11 protein-coding genes are annotated in these 12,346 nt (G+C 67.4%); 4 read left to right on the top strand and 7 right to left on the bottom strand.

Annotated elements, in window-relative coordinates; translation table 11 throughout:
- Positions 1–279: a hypothetical protein gene (locus ABNF93_RS15205; RefSeq protein WP_349328680.1), complete on the bottom strand. Its 279-nt coding sequence runs from the start codon at positions 277–279 to the stop codon at positions 1–3.
- An 815-nt stretch (positions 280–1,094) separates the two neighbouring features.
- Here ABNF93_RS15205 and ABNF93_RS15200 point away from each other — a divergent pair.
- Together ABNF93_RS15200 and ABNF93_RS15195 are read left to right on the top strand one after the other, a co-directional pair.
- On the top strand, positions 1,095–2,078 hold the full coding sequence (locus ABNF93_RS15200; protein ID WP_349328678.1) for an aldo/keto reductase: 984 nt from the start codon (positions 1,095–1,097) through the stop codon (positions 2,076–2,078).
- Positions 2,079–2,172: 94 nt separating this feature from the next.
- Positions 2,173–2,703, top strand: a complete 531-nt coding sequence (locus ABNF93_RS15195; protein WP_349328677.1) for a hypothetical protein — start codon at positions 2,173–2,175, stop codon at positions 2,701–2,703.
- Positions 2,704–2,832: 129 nt separating this feature from the next.
- Here the strand turns inward: ABNF93_RS15195 and ABNF93_RS15190 are convergent, their stop codons facing one another.
- Positions 2,833–3,282: an NfeD family protein gene (locus ABNF93_RS15190; RefSeq protein ID WP_349328676.1), complete on the bottom strand. Its 450-nt coding sequence runs from the start codon at positions 3,280–3,282 to the stop codon at positions 2,833–2,835.
- Between the two features lie 387 nt (positions 3,283–3,669).
- On the opposite strand from ABNF93_RS15190, the gene ABNF93_RS15185 reads away from it, so the two are divergent.
- On the top strand, positions 3,670–5,349 hold the full coding sequence (locus ABNF93_RS15185) for an ABC transporter substrate-binding protein (protein WP_349328674.1): 1,680 nt from the start codon (positions 3,670–3,672) through the stop codon (positions 5,347–5,349).
- Between the two features lie 241 nt (positions 5,350–5,590).
- On the opposite strand, the gene ABNF93_RS15180 is transcribed toward ABNF93_RS15185, so the two are convergent.
- The 5 genes from ABNF93_RS15180 to ABNF93_RS15160 are packed head-to-tail and all read right to left on the bottom strand — an operon-like array spanning position 5,591 to position 11,464.
- Entirely contained in the window at positions 5,591–6,550 is a 960-nt protein-coding gene (locus ABNF93_RS15180) for an ABC transporter permease (protein WP_349328673.1), read from the bottom strand.
- The gene (locus tag ABNF93_RS15175) at positions 6,550–7,479 is read right to left on the bottom strand and encodes an ABC transporter permease (RefSeq protein WP_349328672.1); all 930 of its coding nucleotides are present in this window, start codon (positions 7,477–7,479) and stop codon (positions 6,550–6,552) included. The genes ABNF93_RS15180 and ABNF93_RS15175 overlap by 1 nt, the downstream gene beginning before the upstream one ends.
- Positions 7,476–8,603: an ABC transporter ATP-binding protein gene (locus tag ABNF93_RS15170; protein ID WP_349328671.1), complete on the bottom strand. Its 1,128-nt coding sequence runs from the start codon at positions 8,601–8,603 to the stop codon at positions 7,476–7,478. The genes ABNF93_RS15175 and ABNF93_RS15170 overlap by 4 nt, the downstream gene beginning before the upstream one ends.
- A complete protein-coding gene (locus ABNF93_RS15165; protein WP_349328669.1) occupies positions 8,593–9,657 on the bottom strand; it encodes an ABC transporter ATP-binding protein in 1,065 nt (354 codons plus the stop codon). The genes ABNF93_RS15170 and ABNF93_RS15165 overlap by 11 nt, the downstream gene beginning before the upstream one ends.
- Before the next feature lie 40 nt (positions 9,658–9,697).
- On the bottom strand, positions 9,698–11,464 hold the full coding sequence (locus ABNF93_RS15160; protein WP_349328668.1) for an ABC transporter substrate-binding protein: 1,767 nt from the start codon (positions 11,462–11,464) through the stop codon (positions 9,698–9,700).
- Positions 11,465–11,847: 383 nt separating this feature from the next.
- Here ABNF93_RS15160 and ABNF93_RS15155 point away from each other — a divergent pair, with 383 nt between their 5' ends.
- On the top strand, positions 11,848–12,327 hold the full coding sequence (locus tag ABNF93_RS15155) for a universal stress protein (RefSeq protein WP_349328666.1): 480 nt from the start codon (positions 11,848–11,850) through the stop codon (positions 12,325–12,327).
- Positions 12,328–12,346 lie beyond the last annotated feature (19 nt).

Genomic DNA, 12,346 nt, shown 5'->3' with positions numbered 1-12,346 from the left:
TTACTGCGGACGACGTGACCTGCCAGTCGCCGCGCGCGTGCGCGTTCGGGTCCCGGACTCTTTCCGCCTACCAGTTCTCTGGGCGTCCGCCGGCTTCGTCCGCCGAGCCGCCTTCATCCGCCGGTCGACGACGTACGAGCCAGCCGCCACCACGGCGGCCACCGGCCACTCGACGACCCCCATGGCCGCGACTGCCGCGAGCCCGCCGTACCACAGCATCTGACCGGCCCGCCCGTTCGGCTTACCGTCCGGCATCCGCGGAACCTGCATCCGTGGCATCTGTGGCATCCGTGGCATCGAGGGACGTGGCAGTCGGGCGAGCGAGCCTGCGAGGGAGCGTGGTAGCGGAAAGTGCCAGAAGTCCAGATGCGGCATGGTCGGATGGGGAACCGGCACGTCGACCGTTGTAGAAGGCCGTCTGCCCGATGTCTTCGGGGACAACCGCTGTGCTCGTTTCGCGGCGCCGCGACGCCCACTGGACTTTTTGGCCGTGGTCTTCGCCGTTCTACCGGTCGTGGCCCGTTTGGCGGGCTGTCGCTTCGCGGTCGTGCGCTTCGCGGTGGTGCGCTTCGCACCTACCCGCTTCGCTCCCACACGCTGACCTCCCGCGCGCTTCGCTGTGGTCCGCTTCGCGGGTGTACGCCGTGCCGTGCGTCCGTTCGCGCTCTTCTTGGTCGGACGCTTCGCCGAGCGCTTGGCCGTACGCGTGGTTGTATCTGCCATGACCGCCCCCTTCGCGTCACGAGTCTCAACGGTCGGTTCGCGATGCTGTAGAGCCGAAGGTCCTCGAAGCCGAGATGGCGAGTTGTGTTCGACCCGGATTCTCCTGCCGTTCACCTGAAGGCTCCTTGCTCGCCGCCCACACTCCTTAGCGTCAAGCGTTGTCGTCGAGCACTGTGTCGACGGCCGAAGACGACAGAAGAGGCCGAGGGAGGCCACGCAGTGGAAACCGTCTTGTACGCACTGGCCGGCGCGGCGTTGGCCGCTCTGGTGGACGTTCTGGTCAAGGGGCTCTACACGGCGTGCCGGAGGCGTCTCGGGGCGGCCTGACCCGTGCCGCGGGCCGGTATCGCCGGGTCCTCTAGGCTCCGACCATGGACGAACGCATTCTCGGGCGTACCGGTCGCAAGGTCGGCGTCGTCGGCATGGGCGCGTGGCAGCTCGGTGGTGGCTGGGGCGACGTCAGCACCGCCGACGCGCAGGCGACGCTGGCGGCGGCGGTTGAGGCGGGCATCACCTTCATCGACACGGCGGATGTCTATGGCGATGGGCGCAGCGAGCGACTGATCGGTCAGTTTCTCGCGGAACGTCCTGATGCCGGCGTCACCGTGGCGACGAAGATGGGCCGCCGCGTCGCCCAGGATCCGGCGCACTACACGTTGGCGAACTTCCGGGCCTGGACGGACCGGTCCCGGGAGAACCTCCGCATGGACACCCTGGACCTGGTCCAGCTGCACTGTCCGCCAACGCCGGTCTTCTCCTCCCAGCGGGTCTACGACGACCTCGACACCCTGGTCGCCGAACGGCGGATCTCGGCGTACGGCGTCAGCGTGGAGACGTGTGCGGAAGCACTCGCCGCGATCGCGCGGCCGGGAGTCGCGAGTGTCCAGATCATCCTCAACGCCTTCCGCCTCAAACCGCTCGACGCGGTGCTGCCGGCGGCGCGGGAAGCGGGCGTCGGCATCATCGCCCGGGTACCGCTCGCCAGCGGACTGCTGTCGGGGAGGTACGACACAACGACCCGGTTCGGCGCCGATGATCACCGTACCTACAACCGGCAGGGCGCGGCGTTCGATGTCGGCGAGACGTTCTCCGGCGTCGACTTCGAGGTGGGGCTCGCCGCCGTGGCGCGGCTGCTGCCGCTGGTGCCGCCCGAGACCACGATGGCGGAGTTCGCACTCCGCTGGATTCTCGACCAGCCCGGTGTGAGCGTCGTCATCCCTGGGGCTCGCAACCCTGCCCAGGTCGGGTCGAATGCGCGGGCGGCCGGACTCGCCCCCCTGCCAACGGCGACGCACGGGGCGGTCCGTGCTGTCTACGACGAGCTGATCCGCCCACAGGTGCACGACCGGTGGTAGCCACGACGTCCTGACCCATCTCACCCGCTGCGGAGGGCGACTTCGGCGTCGATCGCCTCGACGCTGGCGCTGTCTCGTGGAGGGAGAGCGTGGCATGGGCTACGAGGTGCGTCGTACGGGCGGCGGTACGAACGACACGCGGAGTGTCCGACGACGACTTGTCGCCGGAGTTGCCGCGGTGACCTTGTTGGGGTCGGGGATGATGGCCTGCGAAGGCCCCGAGCCGACCGAGCGTTCGAGTCCCGCGAGTCCGGCGAGTGCCATGGTGACGCCGACGGCAAGGCCGAGCGGAACACACGCCGTCTGCGCGAATGCCGAGGCGGTCTGGAAGTCTCTGAACTCCCTGCTGAGTCGGGACTTCACCGGGATCAATGGCGCTGAGGCGGCGGTCAAGCGCCTCCAGGCCGACCTTCGCCGCCTGCGCGCGTCGGCTTCCGGGGAGGTCAGGCAGCAGGCCGCTGCCCTGTCCGCCAGCGTTGCCGACCTCGGGAGCGCGGTGCGGCGCGTGCGGGATGGGGAGAGCCCGACCGAGATCTGGCCGCAGGTCAGGTCCGCCGTGAACGAGGTGGAGACGAACGCGGCGAACCTGCGGGAAAGCCTGGACTCGATCTGCCCACATCGTTGACGCCGGCCGCTCCTGCGGCCCGGACCTCACCGCATCATTGGCCGGTCGCCTCGGACGGGTTTATCGCCGACAGGGCGGCCGCCCCACGGCTGGACCGTCCTGCGTCCAGCAGGGTCAGAGGCAAGCTGGTCACTGGTCGAGGACGGTCTCTTCGTTCGGGTGGACGAGGGCGGTGGCCCCCTCGATCGCGAAGATCTCGACAGTGGTCCCTTCCGGGATGACGAGGGACGAGTCGTACGGACGGGCGGTCCACTCCTCGCCCCCGATTCGCACCCGTCCGGCGTGCCGGGTGATCTCGTGCAGGACCAGGGCCTCCTTGCCGACCAGTGCGGCCGCCCCGGAGCGAATGAGGGGAGCCTTGCGGAGTGCGTGCTGTCCGAGCGGGCGTACGAATACGACAAGCAGCAGCGCACTCACCGTGAACGCGACCAATTGGAACGGTGCCGAGGCACCGAACGCCGCCACCATCATGGTCGTGAGGGCGGCTCCAGCGCCCATAGCGGGATAGAGGGTGAGGCTGCGAAGCTCGGCGACTCCGAGCAGCAGCGCGATGACCAGCCAGACGATCCACGCATCCATAGCTCACCTGCTCTGCGGGCGTGCCCCACTCACGACCGTAGTCAAGAACTGGCCTCGGGGAGCAGGAACGGGCCTGCGCAGATGGGGGGAATCGACCGGAACCGGGGCAGGCCGGATCAGTTCCGAGGCGATGCCGTCGGACCTTCCCGGTCGACCCCCGACGATGACCGCGGGTTCGCTTCGTACGGCTTCGGATGCGACGACCGGCACTGGTCATGCGTGGTATGGAACGAGCCTGGTCCAACTGGTACCGTCCGGGTGCATCGGTGACAGGCGTGACCTCCAAGACAATCGGGGACCTTTCCCCTTCGGCGTGGTCGTGTCCATCCCGGACAGCTGAGGACGATTCCTCACCTTCGGTGAGGTTTCCTGCGAAGGAGTGAGTCCATGGGCGAGTCAGGGCCAGAGAGTGCGGCGACGAGCTGGTCGGGATTCACGTCACGGCGCAACTTTCTCAAGGCCGTCGGTGCTGCCGGCGCGTTGCTCGGCGGCGGCGCGGTGCTCAGCGCCTGCAACAGCGACGGGCCCGGCGGGTCATCGAGCGACGTGACCCTGAACGTCAGTGCGGACGGGCCCTACGGCCCGATGCCGACGAAGAAGGAGCAGAAGGCCTCGATCGGCAGCCTTGCCTACGCCGAATCACTGCAGGCGTGGCTCAAGAAGAACCCTGGCGTGCAGTTCAAGAAGGTGAGCGTCAACGTCTGGGACCAGGAAGCCATCACCACCGCCCTGACCGGTGGGACGGCGCCGGCGGCTTTCGTCAGCAACGTGATCGGGAGCTGGGACGCGGCGGGTATCCGGTCTGCCTTCCTGCAGGGCCTTGCCGCCGACGTCACCGAGCACGTCGACGAAAGCAAGCTGTTGCCGCGGCTCGCCGACTATGCCCGGCCGATCTGGGAGAAGATCTGGACCGTCAACGGCAGCTACTACGCAGCCCCTTCGTCGTACAACGTCGGCGTCGGCATCCACTATCGCAAGGACCTGGTCAACGAGCTGGGTCTGAAGATGCCCGCGCCGGGATGGACCTGGGCCGACGTCCGCGAGCTGGCCAAGGGCATGACCGAGGGCAAACGTAAGGGCATCGCGCTGCAGAGCTGGGGGCTGCAGGGTGGTGTCTCCGCGGAAGGGCTTGGTCTGCTGTCGGAGATTCCCGCGCCAGAGACGCCGTGGAACTGGACATGGGACTATTCGTCGAACGTCGACCACTGGGCGCGGATCATCGGTGAGATGCGCGACATGCGGTTCGAGGACGAGTCGGTGATGGCCGACGTCACCTTCGGCGACGGCGAGATCTGGAACGCTTTCGTCCGTGGTGACGCCTGCATGCACATGAACACCGTCGTCTTCTACACGGCCGAACCGACCGCCGACACGACCCACATGGCGTTGGCGAAGAAGCTCGACAAGCCACTGGAGGACGTCGTCGGCTGGGCACCGCCGCCGACGGGCCGCAACGGGTACCGCCCGGACCTGTCCCAGGGCCAGATCGACGCGGTGTCGTTCAGCCCGGACCTCGACGACGACGAGCTGTCGGCCATCTTCGACCTGCACGTGTACATGATCGGCGAAGGCTTCGTCAAGCAGAAGAACATGCTGTACGAAGAGACCAACGATCTCAAGCAGGTCTACAACTTCGACAAGATCACGCCGGTGTTGAAGGACACACTCGACGGGATGCCAGGCTCGCCGGAGGAGGCGTGGGGCACGGAGTTCATGGAGGCGGTCCGGGCGGCCGGCGACCACGAGCTGATGCCGAACACGGCGTGGTACATCCCCGTCGAGGAACAGGTCGGGCCGACGTCCGAAGCCGTCGACGACGCCTTCTCGAAGTGGTGGTACGAACGAGGCGACGTCGACATCGCTGCCGACCTGTTGCGTACGGAGAACGTCCGCAACACCCAGGCGAAGAGCTTCACCTCGAGTATCGCGGACGAGGAGTTCACGGCCGGTGCGCGCAAGTTCTACGAGGCACACGACGCGTTCTGGCAGCAGAACGCGCCGGAGTTCTACGACGGCGTCTTCCGCTCCTGGTACGAGCAGAAGATCCGTCCCGCCCTCGACGCCTGACCAAATCCTGGTGATCATGATCGTGATCACGAAGGTTCGCCGGACGTATGGCCCTCTTTGGCTTCACAGTTCTGTTCTCTTTCATGATCACGGGACCTTGGTCGCCCCATCGCATGATCATGAAGTGGATCCGGGCCAGGAAGGGAAACGGGGCTATCGGTCCGCGAATCCTTCATGATCACGATCATGATCACGGGATGGTCGGGGCACGCGCGAGCGCGGAGCACAACAGGTGTCGAGGTCAGTGCAGGCGTACCCGCGGGTCGAGGACGGCGTAGGCGAGGTCGACCAGAACGTTGGCGACGACCACCGCCACCGCCGCGAACATCACGATCCCGATGATGACCGGTAGATCCTGTTGGGTGATCGCGTCGATGGCGGTCTTGCCGAGGCCGTCGATGCTGAACACCGTCTCGGTGACGATGACGCCGCCGACAAGCTGGCCGAGATCGATCCCGAACTGCGTGACGACCGGCGTGAGCGCGCTGCGCAGCCCGTGTCGGTAGATGACCCGATGCTCGCGAAGTCCCTTGGACCGCGCGGTTCTGATGTAGTCCTCGTCCATGACGTCGAGCATCGAGCCGCGGGTGAGCCGGGTGTAGGTGGCGGCGAGGACAAGCGCGAGTGTGAGCCAGGGCAGGACCAGATGCCGCATCCATTCCAGCGGGTTCTCGGTGAACGGAAAGTAGCCGCCTGGCGGAAAGATCGTGAGACCCGCGAGTGTCAGCTCGTAGTAGCAGACGAAGAGCAACAGCAGCCCGAGCAGGAACGTCGGCATCGAGTAGAAGAAGAGCGCGGACCCGGTGATCGCCCGGTCGACCCACGATCGCGCGCGCACGGCCGCCAGGACACCGCCGACCACGCCGAGCAGGATCCAGATGACGGCCGCACCGAGCGCCAGGGACAGGGTGGCAGGTAGGGCCTGCGCGATGATCGTGGTGACCGGGACCTGGTGGTAGTAGTCGAAGCCGAGGTCGCCGTGCAGGGCGTTCCAGCAGAAGTCGAGGTACTGCCGCCACACGGGCTGGTCGAGGCCGAGACGCCGCTCGATCAGGGCGATGGTCTCAGGAGTCGCCTGCCGACCAGCCAGTGTCCGCGCGACGTTGTTGGGCGCGACGTAGAAGAGGGCGAAGACCATCATGGTGATGAGCACCAGGACGAGTACGCCGTGGGAGATGCGCCGCATCAGGAACCGCGTCATCAGCGGTCCGTCCCCCCGAAGGCGTCACGGACACCGTCCCCCAGCAGGTTGAACGCCAAAGTGGTGAGGACGAGCGCGGCACCTGGGAAGACGATGTACCACCACGCCACCTGGTAGTAGTTCACGGCGTCGCTCAGCATGCCGCCCCAGGTCGGGGTCGGGGGTGGTACGCCGAGACCGAGGAACGACAGCGTGGCCTCGACCACGATGACGGTCGGGACGAGCAGGGTGGTGTAGACGATGATCGGCGCGAGGACGTTCGGCAGGACGTCGACGAAGATGATCCGCCAGTCGCTCGCCCCCAGCGAACGCGCCGCCTCGACGAACTCCCGCTCGCGGACGGACAGCACCTGGCCCCTCACGATGCGCGCGACCGCGGCCCAGCTGAACGCGCTGATCGCCAGGACAGCGACGGCGAGGCTCGGCCCGGTGAGCGACACCAGGGAGATCGCGAAGAGCAGGAACGGGAACGACAGCACCACGTCGACCAGCCGGGCGAGCACGGTGTCGACGACCCCGCCGAAGTAGCCGGCCGCCAGCCCGACCACGACGCCGGTCGCCACGGTGAGCAGGGTCGCGACCACGCCGACGAGCAGCGAGATGCGGGCGCCGTACGCGATCCGGACCACGAGGTCACGCCCGAGATCGTCGGTTCCCAGCCAGAACTCGCGGCTCGGCGGCGTGGGCAGTCCGTCGGGCGTGAGCCCGGTCGTCCGGTACTGCGTGTCGACGCCGTGCCCGGTGAGCAGGGCGAACACGGGGGCTCCGGCCGCGACCGCCACGATGAGCAGGATGACCACGGCGGACCCGATCGCCACCCGGTCCCGGCGCAGCCGCTCCCACGCGAGCCGCCACGGGTTGCGGGCCTGGATCGTGCCCGCGGGCTCGTTCGCGTCGAGCTCGAAGTCGAGCTGACCCGGGACGGTCACGGTGGACCTCCACCGTTCGGGTCGCCACGCCATTCGGTGTGCTCGGCCGCGAGTCGGGGTCGCTCGGCCGCAAGCCGCTCCCCAGCCTCGACCGGGTAGTGGCAGGCGGTGAGGTGGCTGGCCGGGTCACCGGCCCGGCGGATGAGCGCTGGCACTTCGGTCACGCAGAGGTCCCGCGCCTTGGGGCAACGCGGGTGGAACCTGCACCCGGTCGGCGGGTTGATCGGCGAGGGCACGTCGCCCCGCAGGATCACCCGCTCCCGCTGGTCGGCCAGGTCAGGATCGGGCACAGGCACCGCCGACAGCAGGGCCGCGGTGTACGGATGCCGGGGCCGCGCGTGCAAGCCCTCGGCGTCGGCGATCTCGACGATCCTGCCCAGGTACATCACCGCGATCCGGTCGCTGACATGGCGTACGACGGCGAGATCGTGGGCGATGAAGACGTAGGTGAGGGCGAGTTCGGCCTGCAGGTCGGCGAGCAGGTTGATGATCTGCGCCTGGATCGAGACGTCGAGCGCAGAGACGGGTTCGTCGCAGATGAGCAACTTCGGCCGCAGAGCGAGGGCGCGGGCGACCCCGATCCGCTGCCGTTGTCCACCAGAGAACTCCGCGGGGAACCGGTTGTAGTGCTCTGGGTTGAGCCCCACGAGCCTCATCAGCTCCCTGACCCGGCGCCGGCGTTCGGCCCCTCGCGCAACCCGGTGGATCGCGAACGGGTCGCCGATGATGGAGCCGACCCGGCGCCTCGGGTTGAGCGAACCGTAGGGATCCTGGAAGACCAGCTGCATCTCCCGACGCAGCCGGCGGACATCTCGGCGCGCCATCGTGGTGATCTCGTCGCCGTCGAAGACCACCCGCCCCGACGTGACGTCGTACAGCCGGGCCATGCAGCGGGCGAGCGTGGACTTGCCGCACCCGGTCTCTCCGACCAGGCCGAGGGTCTCGCCGGGTCGGACCGAGACGCTCACGCCGTCGACCGCCTGCACATGGTCAGTGCTCCGGCGTAGGAACCGGTCCGACCGCAGGGGAAACCACTTCACGACGTTCTCCAACCGCAGCAGGGCGTCGGCATCGCTCGCTGGCGCCGGTGTGTCCGTGAGCGGCGGTTGGCCGTCAGTTGCCATGGCCGCTGCTCTCCAGGTCTGATCGGGCGGCGACTCTTGCGGCCTCGTCGACAGGCAACCAGCACGCGGACCGGTGGGCGTCCACGCCGTAGACCGGGCGCAGCGGAGGGACGTCGGTACGACAGCGGTCGAAGACGTACGGACAACGGGGATGGAACGGGCACCCTCCCGGTATCTGGATCAGGCTCGGCGGCGTGCCGGGGATCGGCCGCAGCCGCCGGTGTACGGCCTGGTCGGAGGGCAGCGAGTTCAACAGCCCCTCGGTGTAGGGGTGGTGGAACCGGTAGAACAGATCCCTTCGGCCCGCGCGCTCCATGACCGCACCGGCGTACATCACGACGATCTCGTCGGCGACCTCGGCCACGACGCCGAGATCGTGGGTGATGAGGAGGACCGCCATACCGGACTCGCGCCGCAGTCCGGCGATCACCTCCAGGACCTGTGCCTGCACGGTGACGTCCAGGGCCGTGGTGGGTTCGTCGGCGATGAGCAGGACGGGTCCGAGCGCCATGGCCATCGCGATCATGACCCGCTGCCGCATGCCGCCGGAGAACTGGTGCGGGAAGTCGTCGACCCGTCGTTCGGGTCGGGGGATCCCTACCCGGGCGAGCAGATGGATCGCGCGCTCGCGTGCGTCCGCCCGCGACACCGACCGGTCGTGTGCGCGGACCATCTCCGCGATCTGCCAGCCGACCCGATAGTACGGATGCAGGCTGGACTGGGAGTCCTGGAAGATCATGCCGATCTCGGCTCCCCGGACATCCCGCAGCTCATCCTTGCCCATCGCCAGAAGGTCCCTGCCGGCCCCCTGATCGCCGTCGCCCGCTGTCAACCGATCCTCGCGCGTCGCCATGTCTCTTCCCGCGAACAGTGCCCGCCCACTGACCTCGGCGCCACGAGTGAGCCCGACGAGGGCCTGGGTCGCGACACTCTTCCCCGATCCCGACTCGCCCACGATCGCGAGCGTCTGTCCGGCGGCGACGTCGAAGGAGATCCCGCGCACGGCGTGGAGCACCCCGTCGGAGGTACGGAACGCCACCCGCAGGTCCGTCACCGCAAGGAGTGGACCGACACCCTCGCGGTGCGGAGCGGGGTCAACCACCTCGCCTGCCCGGCTCCAGCCAGACGTTCGTCGGGTCGAAGTTCTGCAGGGCCGGGATGTAGACCGCGTTGCGCACCTGGGAGGCGTGGTAGTTGGGCTGCAGTGGATTGGTGATCGGATAGACCGGAGCTTCCTTCATCACCTGACGATCCGCCTGCGCCCACAGCTGTGCCGCCGCCTCGGGTGTCGTGGCGGTGGCCGCCAGCTGGACCAACCGGTTGGTCGCCTTGCTGGTGTAGAAGCCGAAGTTGCTGCCCGTCGGCGGGTACGACGTGGCGCCGGCGAACAGCGGCCCGAAGAACGACAGTGCGGCGTTGCCGTACCAGTCCGGTCCCCAGCTGGCGAGCGCGATGTCCCACACGCCGCGCCGTGCGACCGTCGGCACCTGAACGTACTTCGTGTAGAAGTCGGCGTTGGGCACGGCGACGCCGACGAGGCGGATCCCGACCTCCTGAAGATTCTGCTGGAGGGTCGCGAAGACCTTGCGGCCTCCCTCGGACTCGTTGCGGTACAGCATCTTCAGGGTGATCCCCGGTGGGACCTTGGCCTTCTCGAACAGCTTTCTGGTGTTGCCCGGGTTGTACGGATAGAGGTTGAAGTTCGTACTCCCCAGGATTGTCGACGGTAAGACGTGCGTGAGTGGCCTGTTGACCTTCGGTCCGCCGAGGGCCTGGATGAGGTTGCCCCGATGGATGGCGTACGCGATCGCCTGGCGGACCACGGGCTTGGTGAGGGCCTTGCCGTTGTTGGGGGAGAGGGTGTTGAAGACGAGGTACGGGTTTGTCGAGCCGGTGGGTCCCAGGTGCAGGTTGGGGTCCTGCCTCGCGATGAGTCCCGGCAGGGCTGACGGCGGCGGGTAGTTGTCCCACTCCATGTCCGCGCCGGCGCTGGCGGTCTGCAGTTGTTGCTGGGTGGACTCCTGACTCACGGTCTGGTCGACCACTATCTGGTCGACATAGGCCTTGCGGACGGGGTCGGAGGCTGGATCCCACGCCGGATTGCGTTCGAACTCGATCCGCTTGGTCGGGGTGTAGGACGTGATCTGGTACGGCCCGTTGGAGATGGTGTTCTGGGCCAACTGCCGGCTGGCCGGTGCATACCGCAGGAATTCGACCGGAGCCGGCGAGAAGGCGGGAAGCGTGAGCATGTCGACGAAATAGGTCGCTGGATGGGTGAGCGTGAAGACAATTGTGCGCTCGGCCTTTGCCGTGACGCCGGAAATGTCATTCTTGTTGATGTAGTCGGAAATGGCTTTGGCATTCTGCGGTACCCGGGCTAATCCATCGCAGAATGCCGCGTAACCGACGATCAGGTCTCTGAAGTTCGGTATTCCTCCGAACGGCTGAATCGGGTTGCAGGTGCGCTTCAGTCCGCGTACGGCATCGGCGGCGGTCACCTGCCGCTGCGGGTCGGTGTTCCACTTGGCGCCGTCGCGGATGGTGATGGTGTAGGTCCTCCCGTCGCCGCTGATGCCGCCGTTCGCCTTGCTCGGCAGGGTTGTGGCAAGGTCCGGAACCGCCGACGTGGACCGGCCTTCCTTCGCCGGATAGGTGAAGAACTGTCGGCTCCACATCCGTAGACCGAGATAGCCGATCGAGTAGTAGCTGACGTTGGGGTCCATGTAGTCGACATCCCCCGACCCCAGCATGTTCAGGGTGCCGCCCCGCTCGGGTTGGCCGGGTCTGTTGCCGTTGACCGACGGAGTTGTCCCTCGGGTGCACGCAGCGAGCAGCAACAGAACGCAGAGTCCCGCCAGCACTCTTCGGCACCAGTGAAATCCCTGAGCGCCCCGGCCTGTTGGATCTGAGAGTCTTTTCGACGACAGCATGGGCCAGGTCACCTCCGTCAACGCATTACGTGCACCCGCGATCCTGGTTATACCCACGCCATCGCCCGGCGCTCGAACCGCTGGGGAGGAAATTCGGACCTACGATCCTGTCGGCCGGAATTTGCCGTTCTGCCCTGGCATTCTCGGCACACTCTGGTCGGACTCCGCCATTGCCGGCGGACCGGACGAACTCCGTGGGACGGACGACCATCGGCTTCGGCGTGCAGGTACTTCGTCACTCGCGGTGGAGCGGAGCGTGCGGGAGATTAGAGACGTATCACCAACGATGGTCCCTCGTGGGAGGACCTGACGACATGTCTGAGGCGACCATGACTCGCGAGTCATCCAGGGGCACTGAAGCGCGACGCGCGACGATCGTCGTCGGGATCGACGGATCGGAGTCCTCAGATGCCGCGGTCCAGTGGGCGGCCGATGAGGCGCGCCGGCGCGGCGCCCAGCTGGTGCTGCTGCACGTACGACAGCCTGAAGGCTCGGTGATGACCGTCGACTCCCGCCGCTACGGCGCGCTGGCGTTGAGGGACACGGTGGGCCTGCTCTGGCAGCAGGTGACGGCCCTGCAGGAACAGAAGATCGACGTGGTCGGCCGGGTGGGTGACGGAAGCCCCGACCAGGTGTTGATCGAGGTGTCACGGGGGGCGGACCTGCTCGTGCTCGGGGCGGAGGGGACCGGTCGCCACCGAGGTCTACTGCTCGGCGACGTGGCACAGGAATGCGCACGGAGCGCGAACTGCCCGGTCGTGCTCATCCCGCCGCCCCGCCGGCGACCGGCGTAGGTCGGACCGGGCTACTCAC

Origin of the sequence: Actinopolymorpha sp. B9G3 (assembly GCF_040120725.1) — a bacterium.
Taxonomy (GTDB): domain Bacteria; phylum Actinomycetota; class Actinomycetes; order Propionibacteriales; family Actinopolymorphaceae; genus Thermasporomyces.
Note: the sequence above shows the minus strand (reverse complement) of the source record. Positions and strands in the feature narration are given on the sequence as shown.

Bases quoted from the DNA above. Each gene is read 5' to 3' on its own strand.
- ABNF93_RS15205 (WP_349328680.1), bottom strand. From the start codon at position 279: ATGCCACGGATGCAGGTTCCGCGGATGCCGGACGGTAAGCCGAACGGG.
- ABNF93_RS15200 (WP_349328678.1), top strand. From the start codon at position 1,095: ATGGACGAACGCATTCTCGGGCGTACCGGTCGCAAGGTCGGCGTCGTC.
- ABNF93_RS15195 (WP_349328677.1), top strand. From the start codon at position 2,173: ATGGGCTACGAGGTGCGTCGTACGGGCGGCGGTACGAACGACACGCGG.
- ABNF93_RS15190 (WP_349328676.1), bottom strand. From the start codon at position 3,282: ATGGATGCGTGGATCGTCTGGCTGGTCATCGCGCTGCTGCTCGGAGTC.
- ABNF93_RS15185 (WP_349328674.1), top strand. From the start codon at position 3,670: ATGGGCGAGTCAGGGCCAGAGAGTGCGGCGACGAGCTGGTCGGGATTC.
- ABNF93_RS15180 (WP_349328673.1), bottom strand. From the start codon at position 6,550: ATGACGCGGTTCCTGATGCGGCGCATCTCCCACGGCGTACTCGTCCTG.
- ABNF93_RS15170 (WP_349328671.1), bottom strand. From the start codon at position 8,603: ATGGCAACTGACGGCCAACCGCCGCTCACGGACACACCGGCGCCAGCG.
- ABNF93_RS15155 (WP_349328666.1), top strand. From the start codon at position 11,848: ATGTCTGAGGCGACCATGACTCGCGAGTCATCCAGGGGCACTGAAGCG.